Raw genomic sequence first — 26,865 nt, 5'->3', positions numbered from 1 at the left:
GGAGGCTGTATGTCGCTCAAACAATGGGGTATTGGCCTGTTATGTTGCAGTGCCCTGTTGCTCACTGCCTGCCGGGTGGTGGATCTGGATGAAAACGGGCAACCGATTATTCCTCCCGATCCGAATGCGAAAGCGAGTTTCGCAAACCAGACACCCGCGCAGATAGCGCAACAAACCTGGAACAGCAAAGTGATGACGCCCGCGCAGAGCCATGCGCTGGATAGCAGTACGCTGAAAACCCGTGCCGCCAGCGCCAATAACGAAAGCGTATTCGTGAAAGTTCAGGGCAAAGTCGACAGCGTTTCTCTGGATAACGAACGTGAACGCACATTGACCGTCACCGTTAATGATCAGCCACTGCAAGTGCAGGTCGGGCCGATGATTCGTGGTAACGCAATCCGTGATGCGACTGGCTACAAATTCGAAGATTTCACCAACCAGGTGCAGTTCGCGCAGCTTTCAAAAGCCTATAACCGTGAAGCTGCAAAACACCTGCCGAAAGTTGAAGAAAGCTGGCAGCAACAGTCCGTCACCGTGGTGATGGCCGTCACCCTACGCAACGGCACACTGAGTGACGCAGCAGCCATTTCACTGGAACGGGGGCAACCATAATGTCGCAAGATCCTGTCATTCTGCGCACCCGTGGCATCTCGATGCTGTTCCCCGGCACCGTGGCGCTGGACAACATTGATTACAACGTCTGGCGCGGCAAAGTGAATGTCATCATCGGCGAAAACGGTGCGGGCAAATCGACGCTGATGAAGATTTTGGCGGGCGTTCAGCAACCAAGTCTGGGTGAGATTCGCCTGAACGGTGAGGTGGTGCAATTTAATAGCACCCGCCAGGCCGCCGCGCATGGCATCGGCATGGTTCACCAGGAGCTGAACCTGTTCGAAAACCTGACGGTTGCCGAAAACATTTTCCTCGGGCGCGAACTGCAACACGGGTTATCGCCAATAGATGAAGCCACGCAGCAGGCACGCAGCGCGGAATTGCTGAAGCGCCTGGATCAGCCGATTTCCCCGAAAGAGATCGTGGCAAACCTGAAAGTTGGCCAACAGCAGCTGGTAGAAATCGCCAAAGCGCTGGCCGAAGACGCCGACATCTTAATTCTTGATGAACCGACTTCGGCGTTAAGTAAAACCGAAGTGGAGATTCTGTTCCGGGTGATTCGCGAACTCACCCGCCAGGGTGTCACCATTATTTATATCTCCCACCGTCTGGAAGAGTTAATGGCGATTGGCGACGTGATAACCATTTTACGCGATGGCAAGTTCCAGGCCGAAGCGCAGGTCAGTGATATCGACGTGCCGTGGATTGTGCGCGAAATGTTGGGCAGCGAGCCGGTGTCCAGCTTCCTGAAACCCGGGCGTGATTTTGGCGCAGCCATTCTGGAAGCGGAACACATTACCTGCGTCAATTCCGCGGGTAACACGGTAGTTAATGATGTCAGCTTCCAGGTCCGCGCGGGCGAAATCGTCGGTATTTATGGGCTGATGGGGGCCGGTCGCACCGAATTGTTTGAGTGCTTACTGGGCACACAACGCAACTATCTGGGCAAATTATGGCTCGACAGCAAACCCGTGCCACCGCGCCTTGCCACCGCCGAACGAATCCGTATGGGAATGAGTCTGGTGCCTGAAGATCGCAAACGTACCGGAATTTTCCCGATATCGTCAGTCGCCAGCAACCTGACAATTGCCAGTTTATGGCGGCGTTTACAGCGTGGTTTTGCCATATCGCAGCCTGATGAAACGGCGGTCGTGGCCAGCACTATTGGCAACCTCTCCATCAAGGTTTCATCACCGGATGTGGAAATTCAGGCGTTGAGCGGCGGGAACCAGCAAAAAGTGGTGATTGGCCGCTCGCTGTTGACCAACCCGAAACTCCTGCTGCTCGATGAACCGACACGGGGAATAGACGTGGGTGCGAAAGCCGACGTGTTCCGCATGATGGTTCAGCTTTCCGAACAAGGGATTGCGGTGGTGTTTTCCACCTCCGATCTCAAAGAGATCATGGCGGTTTCCGACCGCATTCTAGTGATGTCGGGCGGGAAAATTACCGCTGATATTCCCCGCGAACACGCCGAAGAATCGGCATTGGTTTCCGCTAGTGCACAAGGGTTCTGATATGAAAACGAATGATACTGTCGCGCTCAACGCCAGACCAGGCTCGCCGTTCAGCTCGCGGGAAAATCTGCTGCTGTTACTGCTCAAACTCCGCACCTTTATTGCGCTGTTTTTGATTGTCGGCTTCTTCGCCATCATGGTGCCGGATTTCCTCGCCATGGGCAGCCTGGTGATCATGATTAAACACATTGCCATCAACGCCTTTCTGGCACTCGGCATCACCTTTGTCATCATCACGGCGGGCATTGATTTGTCGATTGGCGCAACGCTCGGGCTGTGCGGCATGATTGCCGGTTGGCTGATAACCAAAGGTATTGTGCTGCCGATGTTCGGTATCGCTATCTTCCCAAGTGTGTGGGTGATTGTGCCGCTGGTGCTGCTGGTTGGCGGGCTGATTGGCGCGGGTAATGGCTGGATTATCACCCGCTACAACGTCGCGCCGTTTATCTGCACCCTGGGCACCATGTACATCTTGCGCGGGGCCGCTATGTTGACCTCGGGCGGTGAAACCTTCCCCGGACTTTCCGGCAACCCACAACTCGGTAATACCGGTTTTGACCTGATTGGCTCCGGCACGCTGTTCGGTATTCCGTGGGCTATCTGGATGATGATTGTGCTGGCCGTCGCCATTGCCTATGTCGCCCGCCGCCTGCCGTTTGGCCGCCATGTTTACGCCATTGGCGATAACGAACGCGCCGCTGAACTTTCAGGCGTCAAAGTCCGGCAGGTGAAAATTTGGGTCTACACGCTGTCCGGTTTTTGCGCCGCCATTGCCGGGATCGTGGTTTCCGCTCAACTGGTTGCCAGCCACCCGGCAAACGGCACGGCATTTGAAATGAACGCCATCGCCGCTGTGGTGCTTGGCGGAACATCGCTGGCAGGCGGGCGCGGCACCATTCTTGGCACCCTCGTCGGCGCATTCGTGATTGGCTTCCTGGCTGACGGCCTGGTGATGATGGGCGTAAGTGAATTCTGGCAAATGGTCATCAAAGGCATCGTGATTATTGTGGCGGTCATCATCGACCAGATGCAAAACCGCATGCAGCAAAAAGCAGCGGTCGTGGCCCAGAAAGCGATTATGGAAAGCAGCGGGAAGGTGTAGCGCGTCACAGATCCTGAACGGCGGGTATTTTTTTACCCGCATCGAATAATTATTCATCTATGATTTTTAATGCAAGGGGTAACACTATGAATCCGTTCGCACTGTCTGTTACGGATCTGGAAAAGAGAGCACGCGCCGTCCGTCGCCGCATCGTCCTGCTCAATGCAAACAGCCCGGCTGGGGGCCATACCGGGGCCGATTTATCGCAGGTAGAAATCTTAACCGCCCTGTACTTCCGGATACTGAATTGTTCGCCGCAGCTGATTAACAGCGACGAACGTGACATCTACATTCAGTCCAAAGGCCATGCGGTTGGCGGTTATTACTGTGTGCTGGCTGAAGCCGGGTTTATTCCCGTGGAGTGGCTGCCGACTTATCAGCATGCCGACTCTCACCTGCCCGGCCACCCGGTGAAACACAAAACGCCGGGTGTTGAGCTGAACACTGGCGCGCTCGGCCACGGTCTGCCGGTCGCCGTTGGCATCGCGCTGGCGGCTAAACGCAACAACAGCAAGCGCCGCGTCTTTGTGGTGACCGGCGATGGCGAGCTGGCAGAAGGCAGCAACTGGGAAGCGGCGTTAGTCGCGGCGCATTACCAGCTCGATAACCTGATCATTATTAACGACAAAAACAATCTGCAACTCGCAGGCTCGACCAAAGAGATCCTCAATACCGATCCGCTCGATGAGAAATGGCGCGCGTTCGGCATGGAAGTGACCGAATGTCGCGGCAATGACATGGCTGATGTGGTCGCCACCCTTGAAGGGTTACAACCGCACGGCAAACCGCACGTCGTGATTGCCAACACCACCAAAGGCGCGGGCATCTCCTTTATTCAGGGGCGCGCGGAATGGCACCACCGGATACCGAAAGGTGACGAAATCGAATTGGCGCTGGAGGAACTGAAAGATGAGTAATAGCGAACACCTGGCAACCGTAATGGTGAATGCCTTTATTGACGCCGTCGAACGCGGCGTAGACCTGGTGCCGGTCGTGGCCGACTCAACCTCTACGGCAAAAATATCCCCCTTTATAAAACAATTTCCTGACCGGCTGGTGAACGTCGGGATTGCCGAACAGACGCTGGTAGGAACCGCGGTTGGCCTGTCGATGGGCGGGAAAATAGCCGTCACCTGCAATGCGGCTCCGTTTTTAATCTCGCGCGCCAATGAACAGATCAAAGTCGACGTTTGCTACAACAACAGCAACGTCAAACTGTTTGGCCTCAATGCCGGAGCCAGTTATGGCCCGCTCGCCAGCACCCACCACAGCATTGACGACATCTCCGTGCTGCGCGGTTTTGGCAACATTGAAATCTACGCGCCTTCTTGCCCGATTGAATGCCGCCAGATTATTGACTACGCACTGGAACACGTTGGCCCGGTCTATATTCGTCTTGACGGCAAAGCATTGCCGGAACTGCACGACGCAGATTACCAGTTCAAACCAGGTGCCATTAATCAGCTGCGTGAAGGCGACGATGTGGCCTTAGTGGCAATGGGTTCAACGGTGCATGAAGCTGTCACGGCGGCGGCACAACTCGCGGATTTGGGTATTAATGCGGCGGTGATCAACGTTCCGTCTATCCGACCTTGCGATACCGTGCAACTTCTCACCATGCTTAAAAATTCACGCCATGTGATAACCGTTGAAGAGCACAACGTGAATGGCGGTGTCGGCAGCCTGGTCGCTGAAGTGTTAGCGGAAGCCGGGTGTGGCATCCCATTGTTGCGACTCGGTATTGCAGACGGTAGCTATGCTATTGCGGCGGATCGCAAGGAGATGCGTGCCCATCATGGAATTGATGCCGCAGGGGTAACACGTTCCGCCACGGCGCTTTGCAAAGGAGCATAGCCATGTCCAGCCCGGTAATTCTGGCTATTGATGAGGGCACCACCAACGCCAAAGTGGTGGCGGTGAATAGTAACGGGCAAATCTGCGCCCGTTACAGTGTCGGCGTGGCAATGACGCACCCGGCTCCAGGGCTTGCAGAACAAGACCCAATTGCATTGTGGCATGCCGTTTGCGAAGCGTTAAGCGGCTGCCTGCAACAACTTGGCTCCGTCACCATCGCAGGCGTTGCGATAAGCAACCAGCGTGAATCCGTATTGGTGTGGCAACGCCATGATGGCAAACCGCTCACGCCCGTCGTGAGCTGGCAGGACCGCCGCTCAGAACAGACCTGCGAGCAACTTTTAGCGCAGGGCCACGGTGAACTGATCACCCGCCTGACGGGCCTGCCCGTTGATCCTCTATTCCCGGCGGCGAAAATCCGCGCCCTGCTCGATGCCATTCCCGACGGCATGAAACGTGCCGCAGCGGGTGAGCTGTGTATCGGAACCATCGATTCCTGGTTGAACTGGCAACTGACTGCCGGGCACTCGTTTACCACCGACTACTCGAATGCCGCCCGCACGCAGCTGTTTAATATTTATCAGGGCGAATGGGACGACGAATTACTCAAATTATTCGGCATTCCGCGTGCGGCACTTGCTGAAGTACGCCCATCTTCCGGGCATCACGGCGAAGTGCAAATCAACACCATTCCAGGCTTGCCAATCGGTACGCCGGTGCTGGCACTGATCGGTGATTCACATGCGGCACTGTACGCCCAACGCAGTGTTTGTGGGCAGGTGGTGAAAGCCACTTATGGTACCGGCTCGTCATTGATGCTTTCGCTTCCTGAACCGGCAAACCGCAGCAATCGCCTGAGCACCACGCTTGCCTGGCACGACGGCGAGCTGAATTACGCGCTGGAAGGCAACATCACCCATACCGGCTCGGGTGCCGCATGGCTTGGGAAAATGCTGGGCATCAGCGATCCGGCAGAACTGACCCGGCTTGCGCAATCCGCAGAAAGTAACCAGGGCGTCTATTACGTGCCTGCGCTTTCCGGGCTGGGTGCGCCGTGGTGGGATCTCCACGCACGCGGCATGATTTGTGGCCTGACGGACGCCGCTACCCCTGCGGTGCTGGCGCGAGCCGCACTGGAATCACTGGTCTATCAAATTGCCGATGTCTTTTTCGCGATGGAACAGGCAACTGGCCAGCACCTCGAATCGCTGTGCGTTGATGGCACCGCCACCCAGAACCGCTGGTTGATGCAGTTGCAGGCTGATGTGCTGCAACGCCCGTTAATCATTCAACCCGCGGCTGAAATATCCGCACTCGGCGCGACGCTGTTAGCCGGGAAAACTCTCGGCTGGTGGCAAGACGGCATACCGCTTGCAGCACTGGCCAACTGTGGCGAGCGTTTGCTGCCGCAGGCAGAACAACAAAAAACAATGCAACAAAACTATAAGCAATGGCTTGAAGCCGTGGCGCGCTGCCGCTTTATGCCAAATTAACTTTTACTGGAGTGAAGCCATGTCTCGTATCCCAAAAGAATTAACTTTCGGCGTTATCATCGGTAACCGCGGGTTCTTCCCAAGCTATTTAGTGGCGCAGGCGCACGAACAAGCCGAAGCGCTGTTTGGCAAACTGGGTATCAAAACCGTAATGCTAAAAGACGGAGAAACGCATCTCGGTGGAGTGGAAACCCGACAAGACGCCAAGGTCTGTGCCGAACTGTTCCGCCAGCATCGTGACGATATTCATGGCGTGGTGGTACTGCTGCCAAACTTTGGCGATGAAAAAGCGGTGGCAGAAGCGATTCGTCTTTCCGGCCTCAAAGTGCCGGTGTTGATTCAAGCAGAAGAAGACAACCTCGACAAAATGGGCCTGGCGACACGCCGCGATAGCTTCTGCGGGAAAATTTCCCTGTGCAACAACCTGCGCCAGTACAACATCCCCTTCACGCTCACCACGCAGCATGTGTGTGCGTTAAGCGGTGAAGTATTCGAACAAGATTTACAGCGTTTTGCGCAAATCTGCCGGGTGGTGAAATCGATGCAGGGCGTGCGTATCGGGGCGATTGGTGCGCGTCCGGCCAGTTTTAACACCGTGCGCTACAGCGAAAAACTGCTCGAAAAAATGGGCGTGGCGGTTGAAACCCTCGACCTGTCGGAAATTTTCACCCGCATTAAACACATCAGCGATGACGATCTGCGCGTGCATGAGAAGCGCGGCATCTTAATTGAAAACGCCGATGCCAGCGGCATTCCCGCCGATAAGTTAACCCAAATGGCAAAACTGTTTGTGGTGATCAGCGAATGGGTAGTGGCAAACGATATCGACACCACGGCGATCCAGTGCTGGACCTCGCTTCAGGAAAACCTCGGCATTAACGTTTGCTCGATTATGAGCGTGATGTCCGGGCAGTTAATGCCAAGCGCCTGCGAAGTGGACGTGATGGGCGCACTGTCGATGTATGCCCTCGCCAGCGCGTCGCTAAATCCGGCCTCAATCGCCGACTGGAACAATAACTTCGGCGACGATCGCAACAAATGCGTGCTGTTCCACTGCGGGAACTTTGCCAGCAGCAGCCTGGAATCTCCGTCGATGGGTACCGCCGATATTATCGGCACCACCGTCGGCAAAGAGAACACCTGTGGCGCGGTGCATGGTCGCCTGAAAAGTGGCCCGCTCACCTATTTCCGCCTCTCTTCCGATGATTTTACCGGCGAAGTGAAAGCGTATGTCGGTGAAGGGCAATCCGTTGACGATGCGTTAGATACCGTCGGCTGCCGCGCGGTGATTGAAGTCCCGCATCTGGAAAATTTACTGGCGTGGATTTGTAATAACGGCTTTGAACACCACGTCGCCATGAACCACTCGGCGACGGGTGTGGTATTGCAGGAAGCGTTCAGCAAGTATTTAGGGGTGAACTGTTACCTGCATCGTTAATGACTTATAAGCCGCGCTCGCGCATTAATTGCGCCAGCGCGGCGTCATTGGCGAGAATTTCCCAGGCATTCATTACCGCAGTCGGAATATCAACATGGCTAATAAAGTCACGCCCATTCGGCCCGTAGCCCTGCGCATCGTCTCTGATACGCGGGATCTCCCCCAGTGCCAGCGAAATATACCGCTCAACCGGCCATAAGCCCTTTTCATGCAGGCTAAAAGCGGTATGAGTTTCGTCACTGACTAAGTGCGGAACAAAACCCGGCCAGCTACGCCAATGTGGTTTATACACGTCGCTTTGCCAGACGCGTTCAAACGTCGCGACGGTACGGCGCTGCATGGTCGGGTCCTGAATGATAATCGCGCGAGCGGGCGTTATTTCCAGTGTTTGCAGCAACTCATAAGTGAAACGTGCATTCTCGCCACAGTTGGTGGACTTCTCTTCCGTCAGCACTTTTTCTGCTGGGACTTTCCAGAACTCGGTCGCAATATCTTTAATAATGGCGGCTTCCGCGCGACCAGTGGTGGGAATGGTGTTGTAGCGCGGGTGCTTAGCAATCGCCGCATACAAAAACGTCGTCGAATGGCCGATCCCGCCGGTAATCAGCAGCGGCAATTCACTATTGGCGGCAAGCTCACAGGCTGCGTCAATGGTAGGGATAACGGCATTACCCGCGAGGATAATAAATTCACCATCGCAAACCGCAGGTGGCGCGGCAAACTCATTGTGAGAAAGCCACTCGCCAAGGGTATTAATGGCATTGATGGTTGTCGGCTGCAAAGCTGGAAATGTTGTCGTCAACATAACCCCTCCTTGTTAAAAACCAGCGCACATCATACCGCAGGCAATGTCGTTACTACATCAGGTTGCTCTGAGACTTTTATCGCTCGTGCAGCAGAGACATCCGGCTGGACCGGAGTCAACGGTGGATGGCGCTATTCGCTTATCCACCCTACAAAACAAAGCCTTCTGAAATCGCGTAGGTCGGATTAGCGTAGCGACATCCGACAAAATTCTTTACGCGAGCTTGTAAACCCGCGCTTCCCACGGGTGCAGCCGATAGAGTTCATCAACCTGCGGGTAATTCCCCAGCACACACTCGGCCCATTCGAGCGGCAATTCTTCCGCCGTCCAGCGCGCCGATTTCGAGGACATATTGCACAGCACTACGAACTCCGCGCCGTCGAGTACGCGTCGGTAAGCGTAAATTTGCGGGTTGTCTGCCAGTTCCAGCTCATAACGCCCATAAATCAGCGCGCGCTCCTGTTTGCGCAGTTTGATTAACGCACGGTAAAAGTTCAGCACTGAATCCGGGTCTTGCTGCTGGCTGGCGACGTTAATCATTTCAAAGTTGGCATTCACCTTAAACCACGGCTCACCATCGCTGAATCCGGCGTTCGGCCAGGCGTTCCATTGCATCGGCGTGCGGGAGTTGTCGCGCCCGGTGTTGGTGAGAAACGCGATTATCTCTTCTTCGCTTTTGCCCTGTTCTTCCATTTCACGCCACATGTTTTTTGCTGACACGTCATCGAAATCGCTCAGGCTGTTGAATCGGGTATTGGTCATGCCGATTTCCTGCCCCTGATAGATAAACGGCGTGCCCTGCATCAGAAAATAGAGCGCGGCAATACAGGTCGCACTTTCTCGCCAGTGGTGTTCGGTGTCGCCCCAGCGTGAGGTAATGCGCGTCAGATCGTGGTTTTCTACATACAGCGCATTCCAGCCTTTGCCCTCCAGCGCTTCCTGCCATGCGGTGAAGATTTTCTTTAACACCGCCGGTTCCGGGCGCAAACCGGCTTCCGGCTCCCACAACCGCACATGTTCGAACTGAAACACCATATTCAGCCGCTCGCGGTGTTCGCCCACCCACTCTTCGGCGTGTTCTGCGAACAGGCCATTCATTTCACCCACGGTGACAATATCGTAATGCTTAAGCACGTTCTGGCTCATATCGTCGACGTAATCGAGCAGCCCATCGTAGTTCAGATGGCTTTTCATCGACGGGGCATAACGCAGCTTGTCAGGATTCGGTACATCGGCCAGCAGCGGCTCTTTTTTCAGATGCGCGATAGCGTCGATACGGAAACCGTCGATGCCTTTGTCCAGCCACCAGCGCATCATGTCGTACACGGCGCGGCGCACATCGTGGTTTTCCCAGTTCAGATCCGGCTGGCGGCGGGTAAACAAATGCAGAAAATATTGCTCGGTTACCGGGTCAAACTCCCAGGTTGAGCCTTTAAAAATCCCTTCCCAGTTGTTGGGTTCTGCGCCATTTTTCCCGTCGCGCCAGGTGTACCAGTCGCGTTTGGGGTTATCGCGTGAAGAGCGGGACTCCAGAAACCACGGGTGTTCGTCTGAGGTGTGGTTGACCACTAAATCGATAATCAACCGCATTCCGCGGGCGTGAACTTCGCTCAGAAGGCGGTCAAAATCGGCCATTGTGCCGAACTCAGCCATGATCTCCTGATAATCGCTGATGTCGTAGCCATTATCGTCATTCGGGGATTTGTACATCGGACAGATCCAAATCAGATCGATGCCGAGGTCTTTCAGGTAATCGAGTTTTTCGGTGATGCCGTTCAGGTCACCAATGCCATCACCGTTGCTGTCCTTAAAACTACGTGGATAAATCTGGTAGGCCACCGCCTCTTTCCACCAGTTCGCCATCGTTTACCTCCCGATTAATAAAGCAAAAGATTCATAAGGTTGTAGCTCGAGCCTCACCGCAAGCTGGTCACGCGGTGCATAGTTGCTGATCAAACACTCGCCATGCCAGTTCTGCATTTCAGGCGGAATGTCGAGCGTCAGATGCTCGGCGGTAAAGTTGTTGAGCACCAACAACCGCTCGCCATCAAGCGATCTCACCCAGGCGAAAACCTGCGGATGGTCGCGCAAAACAGGCTGGAAATCGCCGTAGACCAGAACCGGATACTGTTTACGCAGCGCTACCATTTTCTGGTAATGCCACAAGATGGAGTCCGGTTCCGCCAGCGCTGCCGCAACGTTGATTTCACGGTAGTTCGGGTTAACGGCTATCCACGGTTTGACGGTGGTGAACCCGGCGTTCGGGCTGTCGTCCCAATGCATTGGCGTGCGGGCGTTATCGCGGCCATTCGCATGGATACCGAGCATCATTTCGTCATGGCTGACACCTTCCGCCAGCCGCACGTGATAAAGATTCAGGCTTTCAATATCGCGGTAATCATCAATCGTTTCGAACCGCACGTTGGTCATGCCGATCTCTTCACCCTGATAGATATACGGCGTGCCCTTCAGGCAGTGCAGTGCGGTGGCGAGCATTTTGGCCGAAGGCACTCGAAACGCCCCTTCGTCACCAAATTTCGACACCGCACGCGGTAAATCGTGGTTGCTCCAGAACAGCGAATTCCAGCCCTGGTGTGCAAGCGCAGTTTGCCACTTCTCAATCACCGCTTTGAAACTTGCCAGTTCAAACGGCTTGCTGCACCATTTCCCAGCGTGCTCATCCCAGAACTGTTTGATGTGGTCGAACTGGAAAACCATGGAGAGTTCTTCACGCTCGGCACCGCTATACAGCAGCGCGTCTTCAGGTGTGGCACTCCAGGCTTCACCGACCGTCACGTAATCCCCTTTGCCAAACGTGGCGCGGTTCATCTGGCGGATAAGCAGGTGCAGATTTTTGCCGTTCGCCATAATTTGCTTATCCACTTCTTTGCCAATCAGGTCGATAACGTCCATGCGGAAACCGCCGATACCTTTAGCAAGCCAGCGGTTCATCATGGCGTGGACTTCATCGTGAACGCGCGGGTTGTCCCAGTTCAGATCGGGCTGGCGTTTTGAAAACTGGTGCAAGTAATATTCGCCGCTGGCCTCGTCTAGCGCCCAACCGCTACCGCCAAAGTACGAGCGAAAATCGTTCGGCGGGCCGCCATCTGCCGCAGGTTTGCGCCAGATATAAAAGTCACGATACGGGTTATCTTTCGATTTCAGCGCTTCGATAAACCAGGGGTGTTCATCAGAGGTGTGGTTGACGACTAAATCCATCAGGATGTGAATATCGCGCTGTTTCGCCTGGGCAATAAGGGTTTCCATCTGCGCCATGGTGCCAAATTCGGCAGCAATATCTTCGTAGTCGGAAATGTCGTAGCCGTTGTCATCCATCGGCGAGCGGTAAACGGGTGAGAGCCAAATCAGGTTGATGCCAAGCTGTTGCAGGTAATCGAGTTTGCTAATGATGCCGTTAATATCGCCGATACCATCACCGTTGCTGTCCATAAAACTGCGCGGATAGATTTGGTACACCACCGCATTGTGCCACCATTTTTTTTCCACTGATTTCTCCTTGTTTTGTCGATCCATTCACCTTAAATTCGCACAAACGCCCGGCCGTCGCTGTTAAACAAGTAGCAATTCTCAGGCGGTAATCGCAAACCGATGCGTCTGTCTGCTTTTATCTCAAGCCTGAAAGTATGGCGCATAACCAACGGTTCGCTACCGTAACCGCTATTTACGTAGAGCAAAGTCTCGTTGCCCATCTGCTCAACAAACAAAATTTCCCCTTCGATATCCGCCTGCGCAAGCTCGGTTAGCTGGATATGTTCCGGGCGGATCCCAAGCTGCACCTTCTGCCCCTCCGGCACGCCCGCGCCATTCACCGGCAGCGAAATAAGCTGGCGGTTCTCCAGCATTACATCGGTGCGCTGGGCGTTGCCAGAAACTAAAACGCCAGGGATCAGATTCATTTTTGGCGAACCAATAAACTGCGCGACAAACACGTTTGCCGGGCGGTCATACAATTCCAGTGGTGTTCCCACCTGCTCTATTTGCCCTTGATTGAGCACCACGATGCGATCTGCAAGCGTCATCGCTTCGACCTGGTCATGGGTGACGTATAAAATCGTGGCATTAATCCGTTTATGCAGGGCAGCGATTTCCATACGCATCTGCACGCGTAGCGAAGCATCAAGGTTTGAAAGTGGTTCATCGAACAAAAACAGGCTCGGCTCGCGCACAATCGCCCGCCCGATCGCCACGCGCTGGCGCTGGCCGCCAGAGAGATCTTTCGGGCGGCGGTCGAGCAGATGCTCCAGTTGCAAAATGCGCGCACTTTCACGCACTTTTTCGTCGATGGTTTTGAGCGGCAACTTTGCCATTTCCAGCGCGAACGCCATGTTCTGGTACACCGTCATATGCGGATAAAGCGCGTAGGACTGGAACACCATGCCGATGCCGCGCTCTGACGGAGAATCGTCGTTAACGCAAACCCCATCGATGCGCATCTCGCCGCCGCTGATTTCCTCAAGGCCTGCCACCATGCGTAGCAGCGTTGATTTCCCGCAACCAGACGGCCCAACCACCACCACAAATTCCCCGCTATTCACTTCCAGATCGAGCGGTTTAATCACCTCAGATGCCGTGCCGTAACGTTTTTGAATTTTATCTAGTACGAGTTGCGCCATGGTTATCCCTTAATCGCTCCGCTGGTCAGCCCGCTGACAATGCGTTTCTGGAAGATAAGTACCAACACGATAATCGGCAGAGTCACCACCACCGACGCCGCCATAATGCTGCCCCACGGCAGCTCAAATGTAGACGCGCCGCTGAACATACTGATGGCGACCGGCACCGTGCGTTTGTCGCCGGAAATAATAAATGTCAGCGCGAACATGAACTCATTCCACGCACCGATAAACGCCAGCAGTCCGGTGGTAACCAGCGCGGGAGCGAGAATCGGCGCAAACACGCGGCGGATAATGGTCCAGGTTTTGGCACCATCAACAATCGCCGCCTCTTCCAGCTCAATAGGAATCGACTTCATAAAGGTGGTGAGCACCCAGACGGTAAACGGCAGCGAAAACGTGGTGTACGACAGCACCAGCGCACCGAGCGAATCATAGAGCCCGAGAAAACGCACCAGCTCAAACATGCCCGTCAGCACCGCGACCTGCGGGAACATCGAGACACACAGAATGGTGAATAGCAGAAATTTACGCCCACGGAACGGCACCCGTGCCAGTGCAAAAGAGGCGGTAATCGACACCAGCAGGCAAATGCCGACGGTTATCGTCGCCACCAGTACCGAGTTCAGTAGGCTGCGGGCGATGCCGTTATCCACCAGCGCGGTGACGTAGTTTTGCCAGTGCCAGCCGCTGGGTAAATAGGCAGGAAGGAACAGCTCCTGCCCGGTGCGAAGCGAGGTGATAATCGCGTAGTAAAACGGGAACACGCAAAACAGCACCGCAAAAGTCGCCCCGGTGTAAATCACCAGTTTGTGGGCAAAATTGCGCTGCCGAAGAGTGGTTTTCATCACCGCTTCTCCTTCTCATTTAAGCGCGAGACGCGGATGAAACAGGCGGCAATGCCTGCCACCATCATAAACACCAGCACGGACGCCGCCGAACCCATCCCCATATCCTGGTACGAAATAATCTGCTCGCGGGCATAACCGGAAACCGACATTGTGGCCTCGCTGTTAGAGGTGAGCACGAAGATCAAATCGAAGATGCGCATTGCATCCATCACGCGGAAAATCAGCGCCACAATCATCGCCGGCATAATCAACGGCAGCGTGATGCGCTTGAACCTTTGCCACGGGCTGGCACCGTCTACGCGAGCGGCCTCGTAGAGATCGGTTGGGATCAGCTGCAGCGCTGCCAGTAACATCAGCGCCATAAACGGCGTGGTTTTCCAGACATCGGCAATCACCACCGCCCACATCGACAGCGATGGCTCGGCAATCCACGCAAGATGGGCCTGATAGCCAAATATTTTCGCCAGTAAGTCGTTCACTACGCCGTACTGGTCGTGGAACATCCAGCCCCACATTTTGGCGCTCACAATCGTCGGAATCGCCCACGGCACCAGAATCGCGGTGCGCACTAAGCCCTGACCGCGAAATTTCTGGTTCATGAGCAGCGCCAGTAACATCCCCAGCAATAGCTCGATACCAACCGATACCACAGTAAACCACAAGGTGTTGCCGACAGCCTGCCACCACAGCGGGTCAACCAACACACCGCTGCTGTCGCCGTCATGTGTCGCGTAATAATTTGCAAGCCCCACCATTTGGTACTCGGACGGGTTATCGAGCATCGCGTTGGTGAAACTGAAAAAGAAGGTACGCACCAGCGGCCATCCCGCCGCCAGTGCCAGAAGTAAAAGTGCAGGCGCCACCAGTATCCACGCGATACGGCGACGCCGTTGTTGGTAGCCTGTATGCGCCAACTAATGCCAGTCCTTACCTTTGACGCGCTCCAGACGTTTTTGCAGATCGGCGACCGCCGTTTTGCCGTCGCTGCCGCCGTTGAGCACTTTAAAGGTCACGTTATAGATTGCATTCGAGACGCGCGGATACTGGCTTTTGGTGGCCGTTGCAGGGCGAGGTACAGCGTTGGCAAAGATCTCCTTAAACATCGTCAGATGCGGTGCGGCTTCCAGTACGGCTTTGTCTTCGTACAGCGCTGAACGCGTCGGTGCGAAGCCGAGATATTTCAGCTGCATTTTCTGCGAATCTGCATCGGTGAGGATTTTTAGCAGAGCAATGGCCGCATCTTTATTTTTGGTATTGGCGTTAACTGACCATTGCCAGCCGCCCAGCGCGTTGGCAGACTTCCCGTCCGGCCCGGCAGGAAGCGGAGCCACGCCCACTTTGCCTTTCAGCGGGCTATCAGCGCCTTGCGAGAGCAGATACGCGTATGGCCAGTTGCGCATAAATAGCGCATCGCCGTTCTGGAATACCGCTCGCGACTCTTCCTCTTTGTAGCCTAACGCCCCTTTCGGCGTGATTTTGCCCATCCAGCCTGCGACCATATCCAGTGCTGCCGCCGCTTTCGGATTATTAACGGTCACGTTCCCTTTTTCGTCGATAAAGGTGCCGCCGCCGTAAGAGTCAATCCACTCCAGCGCGTTACAGGTCAGCCCTTCATACGATTTGCCCTGGAAGATCATCCCCCAGAAGTTTTTGTGCCCCGCTTTGCGCTCTTCGTCCTGAATTTTGGTCGCGATGCGCGTCAGGTCTTCCCAGGTTTTTGGTGGCTGTTCGTTATATTTTTCCAGCAGGTCTTTGCGGTAATACAACACGCCAGTATCGAGGTACGCAGGCACCGCTTTCACTTTGCCGTTCACCGTGTCATTCGCCCACGGGCCGGGGAAGAAATCACCTTTCATATCGCCGACTGCATCGGTTAAATCGAGCGTTTGCTTATCGAGCAGCCCCACCCAGATAGTATCCGACTGGAACAAGTCCACAGCTTTCTCATCTTTGGCGGCAAACAGTTGTTGTAGCAGAGCCAGCTTTTCGTCAGAAGCTGCCGGGAACTCGATAAACTCCAGCTTGTTGCTGGTCTGCTTTTCAAAACGATCTTTGACGTATTTGCAGTATTCCTTACCGCCAGGCGAGATTGGGCATTCCATGCGCAGGGTATCGGCAAACGCAGCGTTAGAAACGCCCGCAAGCGCTAAGGTAATAAGACTTAACGTCAGCTTTTTCATTGTTTCCTCTTTTGTTCAGACCAAACCTGAGGGAGTGCGTTTTGAACGCACCAATAAAAAAGCTAGTTAACAATCGAACCAGACGACAACTTAGCGCCCTAACCTTTGTGCGAATTCTCGACGTAGTGCACGTAACGCTATTTTTTATTTCACTTTTGCGTAGGACGCGCTATGCGAGTAGATAATTGGTTTTTGAAGGATGGATAAGCGTGAGCGCCATCCACCCCTGTGTCATCACCACTCCATCCATTCCCCGCCACGGTTACTGCTCTCACGCACTGTTTCGATGAACTTCATTCCCGCAATCCCTTCGGCAATACCCGGCAACCACGGGGCTTCGCCGCCACGAATTTTCAGCGCCGCTTCGCGATAGATTTGCGCGAAACCTTCCAGATACCCTTCCGGGTGCCCGGCGGGGGTGCGGCACTGATGGCGCACGGAGTCGTGGTTATTGACGCCATTTCGTGTGACAGTGTAACTATTACCATGATGCGGGTGAATTTCCAGAATTTCAGGTTGTTGCTGGCGGAAACTGATAGTCGCCCTGCTTCCTACAATGCGTAGGCGCAGATCGTTTTCAAAACCGGGTGCGACCTGGCTTGCCCACAAACGGCCGCGCGCACCGTTGGCGTAGCGCATTTCAGCGTACACTTCGTCGTCCATCACTCTTCCCGGAATGCGCGTCAGAAGCTCACCGCGCACGGTATCGGGTTCCATGCCGCTGACAAATGCCGCCAGTTGCCAGGCGTGGGTACCGATATCACCGATCGCTCCTGCTCCCGCCATGGCCGGGTTTCCGCGCCAGCTCGCCTGTTTGTTGTCGGTCAATTCCAGCCTGTCGTTCAGCCAGTCCTGTAAATACTCTACTTCGATGGCGCGAATATCGCCGATTTCGCTGTTAGCGATTCGCGCACGGGCCTCGCGCACCATTGGAAGTGCGCTGTAGTTATGGGTCAGAATAAATTGCAGGCCAGTTGCATGGATAATCTGCGCAAGCTCCTGCGCCTCGGCAAGCGTAACCCCGAGCGGTTTGTCGCAGATAACGTGAATACCGTGTTCCAGAAACACTTTTGCCACCGGAACGTGCAAATGGTTGGGCGTGACTATCGAAACTGCTTCAATGCCATCCGCGCGAGCTGCCTCGCTCTGCGCCATCTCCTGCCAGCTGGCATAACTGCGTGAGTCTTCGATAAATAGCGCTTCCCCGCTGCGTTTTGCCACTTCCGGTGAGGACGAAAACGCCCCCGCCACCAGTTCAAACTGATCATCCAGGCGTGCCGCAATACGGTGCACGCCGCCAATAAATGAGCCTTCACCGCCACCCACCATGCCTAACCGAATACGTTTCATGTTTACTCCTCCAGCCCGAGCATGCGACGCACCGCGGATCTCTCGCTGTCGCGCAGCGCAAAGTCGTCAAAGGCATATTCGGCAACCGGAATAATGTGTTCCGCGATAAATTTGGCCCCTTCGCGCGCGCCTGCATCACCTGCTTTCAGGCAACACTCCCATTCAAGCGTAGCCCATCCGCTGTAGTCGTATTGCGCCAGTTTGCTGAAAATCCCGTTGAAATTAACCTGCCCGTCGCCGAGGGAACGAAAACGCCCCGGGCGTTCAATCCACGGCTGATAACCCGCGTAAACACCACTTTTTGCCGACGGTAAAAACTCAGCATCTTTGACGTGAAAGGCTTTGATTCGCGCATGGTAATGGTCGATAAAACCGAGGTAATCCATGTGTTGCAGCAGCATATGGCTTGGATCGTAGAGAATATTGCAACGCGGGTGGTTATCAACCAGCGCCAGAAAACGCTCGAATGTGACGCCATCATGCAGATCTTCGCCAGGATGCAGCTCAAAACAAACGTCAACACCTGCTTCGTCAAAAGAGTCCAGAATAGGCTTCCAGCGCGAAGCGAGTTCATGAAACGCTTCACCGAGCAGTTGCTCATTGCGCGGCGGCCAGGGGTAAAAATAAGGCCAGGCCAGTGCGCCAGAAAACGTGGCGTGCGCCTTTAGCCCGAGATTTTGCGAGGCACGAGCGGCTTGTTTCAGACTATCAACCGCCCACTGCTGACGCGCAACGGCATCTTGCGCCAGTTCTGGCGGCGCAAACCCGGCGAATGCGGCGTCATATGCCGGATGCACCGCCACCAACTGCCCTTGCAGATGCGTCGAAAGCTCGCTGATTTCCAGCCCAACATTTGCCAGCAGATTGCGAATTTCAGCGCAGTATTCCAGGCTTTCAGCGGCTCTGGCGAGGTCAAAAATATGCGGCAAATGCGTGGGGATTTGCACCGCTTTATAGCCCAGACCCGCAGCCCATGCTGCTATGGTTTCGAGCGAATTAAACGGTGGCTGGTCGGAAATAAACTGTGAGAGAAATATGGACGGCCCTTTCAGGGTTTTCATTACAACATCTCCTTAATTAAAACCGTGCACTGCTCGCGAACGGCCCGGTCTGCCGCCAGCACCACAGCCAGGCTTTCGACCGCCTGCTGCAAGTGCTGCGACAAATCACTATCCTCAAGAATGGCACGGGCAAAAAACTGCTGTTCACGTTGGCACAAAGCAAAATGATCCGGCTCATCGCTTGCTGTCAGCCATTCATCCTGGTGTACAAACTCGCCCTGGGCGTTTAATTCGCTATGATGAACACGCAGTGATTCGGTGCGCGTGTGCGCTTCAACATTGGCGGATTGCCCTTCGCCAGCGGCTTCGCGGGCGACAATAGAAACAGAACCTTGCGGGCCAATCACATCTTTAATAAAGAACGCCGTCTGGCTCATCATCGGCCCCCATCCCGCTTCGTACCAGCCAACAGAGCCCTCTTCAAAACGCACCTGTAGCTGGCCGTAATTAAACTGTTCGGGGGCGATTTCGTCGCTTAAGCGCACACCAATCGCACTCACCGACAGCGGGCTGGCTTGCACCATCTGGCACATCACATCCAGATAATGCACGCCACAATCCACCATGGGTGAAAGCGACTGCATCAGCATTTTGTGCGTGTGCCAGGCGCTACCGCTACTTTGCTGGTTGAGGTTCATGCGCATCACCAGCGGCTTGCCCAGCCCGTGCGATAACGCAATAAACTGCTGCCACACCGGGTGGTGGCGCAAAATGTACCCGACCACCAGCTTTTTACCCGCCAGATGCGCCGTGGCGACCACCCGTTTCGCCCCGCTCACCGTGGTGGCGAGCGGTTTTTCGAGAAATACATGGCAGCCTGCGGCGAGTGCGGTCAGTGCCAGCGCTTCGTGCGAATCAGGCCAGGTGGCGATGCACACCGCATCGGCCTGCGTTTCGCTAATCGCCCGCTTGAGATCGTCGAACAGGGGAATATCCGCCGCAAGTTGGGCTTTCAGCTTAGTTTTTGAATCTCCGCGAGCCACCAGCCCGCAAAGGGTAAACTCCTCAAGTTGCTGATACGCAAGGCTGTGGGCAGCCCCCATATTTCCGCAGCCCACAACCAGTACGCGCAGCGGCTTATTTGCCATGCTGCTCGCCCTCTTTATAGTTGAAACTAAAGAAGAAGATGGCAGCAATCACCACCGCCGCAATCGCCGGCATCCACCAGAATTGCTGCCATTGAAGTAAGCCTTCAGCACCTTGTGCGGTAACCGAACGGTTAAACACCGCTCCGCTGATTTGCGAACCAATCAGCATGCCAAGCCCGTAGGTAAACAGCACCAGCAGACTTTGCGCCTGCCCCTTCACTTTGTTGCCCGCCACTTTGTCGGTATAGATAAAGCCGATAACAAAGAAGAAGTCGTAACACACCCCATGCAGAATGATGCCGATGTAAATCATCCAGCGGGTTTCTTCGGTGATGCCAAGGGCAAACATCGCGTAACGTGCAAACCATGCCAGCATCCCAATCAGCAGCATCATTTTGATGCCAAGACGGCGGAAGAAGAAGGGAATCAACAGCATAAACAGCAGCTCAGACATTTGCCCGAATGCCATCACGCCGCTGACGTTCTCGAACCCAACAGCAGAAATAAACGGCGCGGCGTAAGCGTAGTAAGCCGCCAGTGGAATAGAGATAAGCGTGGCGCAGATGATAAACACCATGAAATGGCGCTGTTTAAGCAATGCGAAGGCGTCGGCACAAACCAGGTCGCGCATCGAAAGTGGCTTACCGCGATCTGGTGCTGGCGTATTGGGCAGCGTAAAGCTGTAAATCCCCAACACTACAGAGGCGACGGCGGCCAGCGTAAAGATGCCGGTGCTGTCTGAAAGGCCGGTGGTGCCGACAATCAGCCCCGCCACAATCCAGCCGATGGTGCCGAACGCACGTACGATCGGGAACCCTTTTTCGCTGTTTGCCAGGCTGTGGAACGCCACGTTATTGCTTAGCGCGATGGTTGGCATGTAGCAAAGCATATAGGCGAAGACTATCCACAACAGACCACTTTGCCCGCTTTCAAACGCGCCCGGCAACCACCACAGCAATGCCGCGCCAATCAGGTGCAACACGCCGAGTACTTTCTGCGAGGCAAAGAAACGGTCAACCAGCATGCCGAGAACAAACGGCGACAAAATAGAGGCAATCGGCCCGGTGGAATACGCATCACCAATTAGCGCGCTCAGGCCGTATTTACCCATCACGACGCCGAGGGTGACATACCATGCCCCCCAGACGAAAAACTCAAGAAACATCATTAACGACAGGCGTGGGATCACCCATTTATGGGTGACCACTTGTGCCCCAACGGCCGAGTGAGAAGACATAAATCCTCCAGTGCAGGGTATTGTTTTAAGGGTATGAGGTTATTTTTGTAATCGATTACATTAACACTTCATTAAAAATGTAATCGATTTCATGGAGACTTCCATCATGCTGATGAATTATTTGGTAGTATCAATTCAAATCTGGAATGTGGTTCACATTTCAACCGATCGTGCAAAGGATCAACATGTCGATAGATAAAGTGGCGCGCACTGCCGGGGTTTCTACCGCGACCGTTTCCCGGGTATTAAACGGCAACCCGGCCGTGAAGCCGGACACGCGTGACAAAGTGCTGGCGGCGATTGAAGCGTGTGAATATCAGCCTAACCTGCTGGCACGCCAGTTGCGCACGTCGCGCAGTCGCATGTTATTGGTGCTGGTGTCGAACATCACCAACCCCTTCTGCGCCCGCGTGGTGCGCGGCATTGAAGAAGAAGCGGAAAAGCATGGCTACCACATTCTGTTGTGTAATTCTGAATCGCGCCTGACGCGTGAATCGGCCTATTTGCGCCTGCTAAGCGGCAAAGTGGTCGACGGGGTGATCACCATGGATGCCATCAGTTGTTTACCGGGTTTAACCACAATGATTGGCGATTCCCCGTGGGTGCAATGCGGTGAAGGTGATCCCGGTTATCGCGCCTCTTCGGTCACCATCGATAACTTTAAAGCAGCGGCGGCGGCTGTCGATCACCTGATGACCTCAGGCTATAAGCGCATTGCGCTGATTAACGGCGATTTGCGTTATCTCTACTCGCAACAGCGTGAAGCCGGTTATCGCGCGGCCTGCGGGAAAAACTGGCAGGCGGTGGTGTATGCCGACAGCCTCGAATACCAGGCTGGCATACAGGCAATGGCGGAACTGTTTACTCTTCCGGAACCGCCAGATGCCGTATTTGCAATCTCCGATGCATTAGCCGGTGGCGCGCTGCATTACGCTCACGAACAAGGGCTGCGCGTACCTGAGGATGTGGCGATTATGGGTTTTGATGGCGTACCGTTTGGCTCCGTGACTTACCCGCCGCTCACCACCATCGAACAGCCGATGCACCAGCTTGGCGTGCGCAGCGTGCAGTTACTGCTCGAGCGCATTGATAACCCCGAAGCCGAAACCGTGAATGAAATTCTCGACTGGAAGTTATTGGTACGGGGATCGGTGTAGATCTCAGTGACTTCCACAGAAAAAAACGTAATCACTTCTATACTGGGTAATTGAGACGTTCAGCTTCATCGCTCAGACCAACATCGTGTTTTCATGCAGTTTATGGCCTAACAGTGAGGAAACTGGAAGCAACATGACGGTTCCATTCCCCGGCGCTCTCGCCCTGCTCGTTGCGCTATTGCTGGCAAGCCCGGTGAGCTTCGCCGTTGATATCGATCGCCCAAAAAAACACGCTGACGCCGTACTGGCGCTAATGAGTTACACCGTCTGGCCTGACGTTACCGCAAGCGATCTGAATATCGATAGCGGCAGCAATGAGTCGAAAGAGCTGACTATTACGCAGTTCGGTGGTGGCGCGACACTCAGTAAAACTGTGCCGCTCTATCTGGAAGGGACGATGGGCTATAGCCGTTACGACCCACAATTTGTGCTCAGCGATGGCACCAATAGCCGTAAAATCCCGACCAAATGGAACAGTCTTACCGCCACAGGGGGTATCGGCTGGGATTTTCACATCCTTACCGATAGATGGGGCGGCAACCTGGTGCTGCGCCCGATTGCCAATGTCATGCTCGGCACCATGGCGAGCGATTTACGCGTGGGGGCTTATGTATTTAAAAAGCGCAGTAATAGAGATTTCGATTTTCTTAATGGCGGGCGGCTCAATGCTTATGGGCTGGGCGGTTCGCTGATGCTCGATTACGAACTGTTTTCAAAACCGCAGGATATCGATATTGAACTGCGCTATTCGGGGATGAACCTGCAAAGTTTCGGCAGCACTTCCGAAGCCGTCAGAGGCCAGGCCAGCACGGAGAATTTAGGTGTCTATCTTCGCCGTCGCGCCCCCATTTCTGACTGGACGCTGCTTAATAAACCGGTGCGTTATGTTCTGGAAAGTGCCCATACGGAATATCTCGGTGAGCAGCGCGGCCAGCTGGGTTTTAACAGCCTGACATCCGTCGGTCTGGGGTTTGAGCTGGATAGCAGTGATTATGATGTGTTCATCACCCGCACGCGCCTGGTTGCCCGTTATATGTTCGGCAGTAATACCAGTGGTTACGGTTTAGGGCTGGCGATGAGTTTTTGATTTACGACGAATAAGGGTGGATATCGCTTACGCGAATCCACCCTGTAAGAACGAAACTTTAAGTCGGATTGCCATAGCGACATCCGACATATGCCTGAAAATTACTTCAACGCTTCCGGCAACTTAATCACCCACAACTCATTTTGCGACGCCGGTTTCTCCAGCGGTTTTAACGCGATTTTGGTTGCGACTTCGCGCCCGTCACGCGTTAAATGGCCTTTGCCGTCCACTTCATAATCGTCAGCTTTTTTATCGTCAGCATCCGGGTTGTCCAATACTGCTTGCAGGCCGAAATCGTTGTCATTGATGACTGCGATAGTCTGGTTATCAATCAGCGTCATGCCTTCGGCTTTCTCTTGCTGCCAGCCAAGTTTGCGCAAATCGACGACTTCTTTTTTCTCAGCAAGCTTAATGCCACGCGCTTTCAGCTGCGCCGCATCATCAAATTCAGGTGCTTTATCTTTATCAAAAGTGCTCAGGTCGCTGGCCTGGCTGAGATCAACCACATAAACCAGGTTGCGCATCACTTTGTTTTTATCGCCACCCTGCTCCATGATCAGCAGGCGGTTGTCATCCAGCGCCACGATGTCGCCAATTTTGGCGTCTTTGGCTTTCTTGTAGGCATCAACGTCAATCGGGTAGCCATACATCTCAGTTTTGCCGGTTTCCGGGTTGAAACTGACCAGGCGCGTGAACTGTGCACTGTTTTTGCTTTTACCGTCGATATCCAGCGTGCTTTGTACCGCAGCAATAATACGGCCATCTGGCATGCGCGTGATGCCTTCAAAACCACGGTTGGCCTGGCGCCATTTCAGGATATTCGGCAAACCGCCCGCCACACCCTGCTCGCCTTGCTCTGCCTGCGGGCCGTATTTTTTGAGGATCTTACCGTTGCTGTCGATATTGATAATAAACGGGCCATATTCGTCACACAGCCAGTAACCGCCTTTGCCGTCCGGGGTAATACCTTCGGTATCCAGCCCGCGTTTGTCGCTCGACAATTGCTGCAAAGTGTCGCTCAGCGCGATTTCATTGGTTGCGCCAATCAGCCCTTCAGGCAACGGCAAACCGCTGATTGGGCCAGATTCGTCATGCAGTGCATGCGCGTTAGTGGCCAGCGCCTTACCCTCTGCCACGCGGATGGTCATCAGCAGTGGCGTGTATTTTGGGTTAGCGAAAATCTTCGACTCTTTTTTGCCTGATTTTGGCGAGTCTGCATTAGGGCCACGATCGGTTACGGTAGCAAAAACCAGTGTTTCACCCTCTTTGCCCACAAACTGTAAACCTGAGCCCACGCCAACCGGCAACCCATTCGGGAAGTTCGCCGCATAAGCGCCCTGATATTCAACATGGTCGCCCTGCGGGAATGTGACAACGTAACGGCCAACCTGCGGTTCAGCTGCCTGCGTTGCCAGAGGGAATAAAGAGGTCAGTAATAACGCAAAAGGTTTCAATTTCATGGTGTTTGCTGCCCTTGTTTTTGGTCACCTGGTTTTGGTCAACAAGGTATAAAGCAGTGATATGACACAAATATGACTGTTTTCTTACGTGATTACTTTACGTGACTAAATATCCCGCACGGGTTGCCGATAACCTGATGTGCTGGCTGAAACGAGTCAGGTCATTTTATAAACAAAAGGGTATCGCATGTCCGTCAGGCGTTTTTCGATTTTAGTTTTCAGTACATTACTGATTATTTTTCTTGTTAGCACTGCATCCAACATTTGGTCATTAACTCGTAGCAATCAATCTCTTGATGACGTAAACCGCGAAATTCACGTGGTGTTATCCGTTATCGACCCTATCAATCACAGCCGCACCATGCGCGTTCGTGCCATGGAAGCGCTGGAAGAACATGAACAAGGCTCCCCAGAACAAGGGCAACTGGCGCTGAACGGTGCGCAAGCAGTGCTGGATAAAGCCAACGCGGCATTCCAGGCCTATCTTGACGCGCCAAAACAGCCTGGCGAACAGGTATTAACCGATGCGTATCAAAGTGCATTTGTGGCTTACCGTGAGCAAGGTTTGCAACCGCTGTTGGATGCTGTCAAAGCTAACGATGTTGCACGTGCCCGTGGGCTGGTGACATCCACCCTGCCAGTACTGGATAAGCAATTTGAAGTGGCACTGGATAAGCTGCTCTCTTTTCGCCAGCAGTACGCGCAGCAACTCAATGAAAACGCGCAGTCTGGATTCAAACAGAGCTTGCTGAGCATCGCCATTTTTGCGCTGATCTTCGCCGTTATCCTCGGCGCGGTTTACTTATTGCTGAAAAAACGCGTGCTGACCGAGCTGGATAAAGCCAAATTGCACTGCACTGAAATCGCGAATGGCATGCTGCATACGCCGATTGTCGCCAAAGCGAATGACGAAATTGGCGCGATGATGCGTGAACTGGAACAGATGCGTGTTTCGCTGGCGAGTATTATTGGCCAGGTGCGCGAGTCGAGCCAGACGGTGGCTTACGCCTCCGAAGAGATTGCGGCCGGGAATACCGATCTTTCTGCCCGAACCGAAGAACAGGCGTCTTCGCTGGGTGAAACTGCGGCCAGTATGGAACAGCTGACTGTCACAGTGAAACTGACGTCCGATCATTCAAACCAGGCGAATAAGCTCGCGAGCGGCATGTTAATTGCAGCAAATGACGGCAATGAAATTGTTAGTGAAGTTATTGATTCAATGCGCAATATTGAGTCCAGCTCCAGCAAAATCGACAATATCATCAGCATCATTGAAGACATCGCTTTCCAGACCAATATCCTGGCACTGAACGCGGCCGTGGAAGCGGCACGAGCCGGTGAGCAAGGCCGTGGGTTTGCGGTGGTAGCAACAGAAGTGCGTAACCTGGCGCAACGTTCGTCGGTCGCGGCAAAAGAGATCAAAGAGCTTATCGAGCTTTCTGGTGAGCAGGTGAATATCGGCAGCAATCTGGTGAACCGTGCCGGCGAAAGCATGCAGCGCATTTCGGCTTCGATTAAACAAGTGACGGGGCTTATGGAAGAGATTGCAGTGTCGACCGGCGAGCAAAGCCGTGGCATCGAACAAATCAACCAGGCCGTAGTGCAAATGGATGTGGTGACGCAGCAGAACGCCGCGCTGGTGGAACAAGCGTCGGCAGCGGCGATGTCGTTGAAGGAGCAGTCGCAGGCGTTAAATGAAACGGTAGCAGTATTTAAGCTGGCGTGATGTGTATTAGCTCAGACCTTACCTGACATTGTCATACCATCGAGCTTAACCTTATCTGACAGTCCGCTCCGTGCGAGGGGCGGACGTTGTCATTTTAATAATAATCTTGAGTATTTGAACATTTTATTAATGATAATATTCTACACACATCTAAAAATATCATGTATTTAATCTGGTATATAATTTTTATACGTAAAACATACAATTTCAATA

22 protein-coding genes are annotated in these 26,865 nt (G+C 54.0%); 10 read left to right on the top strand and 12 right to left on the bottom strand.

What is annotated here, in order from left to right; genetic code table 11:
- Window positions 1–9: 9 nt before the first annotated feature.
- The 7 genes from M975_RS07130 (at window position 10) to M975_RS07100 (ending at window position 8,016) form a co-directional block, all read left to right on the top strand.
- Window positions 10–612, top strand: coding sequence for a DUF2291 family protein (locus M975_RS07130; RefSeq protein WP_064558252.1), 603 nt, complete (start codon window positions 10–12; stop codon window positions 610–612).
- Window positions 612–2,129: a sugar ABC transporter ATP-binding protein gene (locus tag M975_RS07125; RefSeq protein ID WP_083967849.1), complete on the top strand. Its 1,518-nt coding sequence runs from the start codon at window positions 612–614 to the stop codon at window positions 2,127–2,129. The genes M975_RS07130 and M975_RS07125 overlap by 1 nt, the downstream gene beginning before the upstream one ends.
- Window position 2,130: 1 nt before the next feature.
- Complete coding sequence (locus M975_RS07120) at window positions 2,131–3,231, top strand: ABC transporter permease (protein WP_064518738.1); 1,101 nt, start codon at window positions 2,131–2,133, stop codon at window positions 3,229–3,231.
- Window positions 3,232–3,317: 86 nt separating this feature from the next.
- Entirely contained in the window at window positions 3,318–4,148 is an 831-nt protein-coding gene (locus tag M975_RS07115) for a transketolase (RefSeq protein WP_064558249.1), read from the top strand.
- A complete protein-coding gene (locus M975_RS07110) occupies window positions 4,141–5,085 on the top strand; it encodes a transketolase family protein (protein WP_064558246.1) in 945 nt (314 codons plus the stop codon). Before M975_RS07115 ends, M975_RS07110 begins: the two co-directional genes overlap by 8 nt.
- A gap of 2 nt (window positions 5,086–5,087) precedes the next feature.
- Window positions 5,088–6,578, top strand: coding sequence for an FGGY family carbohydrate kinase (locus tag M975_RS07105; RefSeq protein ID WP_064558243.1), 1,491 nt, complete (start codon window positions 5,088–5,090; stop codon window positions 6,576–6,578).
- A 19-nt stretch (window positions 6,579–6,597) separates the two neighbouring features.
- The gene (locus M975_RS07100) at window positions 6,598–8,016 is read left to right on the top strand and encodes an L-fucose/L-arabinose isomerase family protein (RefSeq protein WP_064558240.1); all 1,419 of its coding nucleotides are present in this window, start codon (window positions 6,598–6,600) and stop codon (window positions 8,014–8,016) included.
- Window positions 8,017–8,020: 4 nt separating this feature from the next.
- Here the strand turns inward: M975_RS07100 and M975_RS07095 are convergent, their stop codons facing one another.
- The 11 genes from M975_RS07095 to M975_RS07045 form a co-directional block, all read right to left on the bottom strand.
- On the bottom strand, window positions 8,021–8,821 hold the full coding sequence (locus tag M975_RS07095) for a YdcF family protein (RefSeq protein ID WP_064558238.1): 801 nt from the start codon (window positions 8,819–8,821) through the stop codon (window positions 8,021–8,023).
- Window positions 8,822–9,034: 213 nt separating this feature from the next.
- Window positions 9,035–10,684: a glycoside hydrolase family 13 protein gene (locus tag M975_RS07090; protein WP_064558235.1), complete on the bottom strand. Its 1,650-nt coding sequence runs from the start codon at window positions 10,682–10,684 to the stop codon at window positions 9,035–9,037.
- A gap of 3 nt (window positions 10,685–10,687) precedes the next feature.
- Window positions 10,688–12,355, bottom strand: coding sequence for an alpha,alpha-phosphotrehalase (locus tag M975_RS07085; RefSeq protein WP_064558232.1), 1,668 nt, complete (start codon window positions 12,353–12,355; stop codon window positions 10,688–10,690).
- Window positions 12,356–12,360: 5 nt separating this feature from the next.
- Window positions 12,361–13,455, bottom strand: coding sequence for an ABC transporter ATP-binding protein (locus M975_RS07080; RefSeq protein ID WP_064558229.1), 1,095 nt, complete (start codon window positions 13,453–13,455; stop codon window positions 12,361–12,363).
- Between the two features lie 2 nt (window positions 13,456–13,457).
- Window positions 13,458–14,303, bottom strand: a complete 846-nt coding sequence (locus M975_RS07075) for a carbohydrate ABC transporter permease (RefSeq protein WP_064558227.1) — start codon at window positions 14,301–14,303, stop codon at window positions 13,458–13,460.
- Complete coding sequence (locus M975_RS07070) at window positions 14,303–15,220, bottom strand: carbohydrate ABC transporter permease (RefSeq protein ID WP_064558225.1); 918 nt, start codon at window positions 15,218–15,220, stop codon at window positions 14,303–14,305. Before M975_RS07070 ends, M975_RS07075 begins: the two co-directional genes overlap by 1 nt.
- Complete coding sequence (locus M975_RS07065; protein WP_064558223.1) at window positions 15,221–16,486, bottom strand: ABC transporter substrate-binding protein; 1,266 nt, start codon at window positions 16,484–16,486, stop codon at window positions 15,221–15,223. It lies immediately after the preceding gene.
- A gap of 234 nt (window positions 16,487–16,720) precedes the next feature.
- Window positions 16,721–17,836, bottom strand: a complete 1,116-nt coding sequence (locus M975_RS07060) for a Gfo/Idh/MocA family protein (protein ID WP_064558220.1) — start codon at window positions 17,834–17,836, stop codon at window positions 16,721–16,723.
- 2 nt (window positions 17,837–17,838) lie between these two features.
- The gene (locus tag M975_RS07055) at window positions 17,839–18,897 is read right to left on the bottom strand and encodes a sugar phosphate isomerase/epimerase family protein (protein ID WP_064558217.1); all 1,059 of its coding nucleotides are present in this window, start codon (window positions 18,895–18,897) and stop codon (window positions 17,839–17,841) included.
- Window positions 18,897–19,985, bottom strand: coding sequence for a Gfo/Idh/MocA family protein (locus M975_RS07050; RefSeq protein ID WP_064558212.1), 1,089 nt, complete (start codon window positions 19,983–19,985; stop codon window positions 18,897–18,899). The genes M975_RS07055 and M975_RS07050 overlap by 1 nt, the downstream gene beginning before the upstream one ends.
- Window positions 19,975–21,222: an MFS transporter gene (locus M975_RS07045; RefSeq protein ID WP_064558210.1), complete on the bottom strand. Its 1,248-nt coding sequence runs from the start codon at window positions 21,220–21,222 to the stop codon at window positions 19,975–19,977. Before M975_RS07045 ends, M975_RS07050 begins: the two co-directional genes overlap by 11 nt.
- A gap of 185 nt (window positions 21,223–21,407) precedes the next feature.
- Between M975_RS07045 and M975_RS07040 the strand changes: the two genes are divergently transcribed.
- Both M975_RS07040 and M975_RS07035 read left to right on the top strand, forming a co-directional pair.
- Window positions 21,408–22,379, top strand: coding sequence for a LacI family DNA-binding transcriptional regulator (locus tag M975_RS07040; protein WP_064558207.1), 972 nt, complete (start codon window positions 21,408–21,410; stop codon window positions 22,377–22,379).
- 133 nt (window positions 22,380–22,512) lie between these two features.
- Complete coding sequence (locus tag M975_RS07035; RefSeq protein WP_064558205.1) at window positions 22,513–23,466, top strand: hypothetical protein; 954 nt, start codon at window positions 22,513–22,515, stop codon at window positions 23,464–23,466.
- Between the two features lie 101 nt (window positions 23,467–23,567).
- Here M975_RS07035 and M975_RS07030 read toward each other — a convergent pair whose 3' ends face one another.
- On the bottom strand, window positions 23,568–24,926 hold the full coding sequence (locus M975_RS07030) for an esterase-like activity of phytase family protein (RefSeq protein ID WP_064558202.1): 1,359 nt from the start codon (window positions 24,924–24,926) through the stop codon (window positions 23,568–23,570).
- Window positions 24,927–25,113: 187 nt separating this feature from the next.
- Here M975_RS07030 and M975_RS07025 point away from each other — a divergent pair, with 187 nt between their 5' ends.
- On the top strand, window positions 25,114–26,652 hold the full coding sequence (locus M975_RS07025; RefSeq protein WP_064558199.1) for a methyl-accepting chemotaxis protein: 1,539 nt from the start codon (window positions 25,114–25,116) through the stop codon (window positions 26,650–26,652).
- Window positions 26,653–26,865 lie beyond the last annotated feature (213 nt).

It is taken from the genome of Buttiauxella brennerae ATCC 51605, assembly GCF_001654925.1.
Lineage (GTDB): Bacteria > Pseudomonadota > Gammaproteobacteria > Enterobacterales > Enterobacteriaceae > Buttiauxella > Buttiauxella brennerae.
Note: the sequence above shows the minus strand (reverse complement) of the source record. Positions and strands in the feature narration are given on the sequence as shown.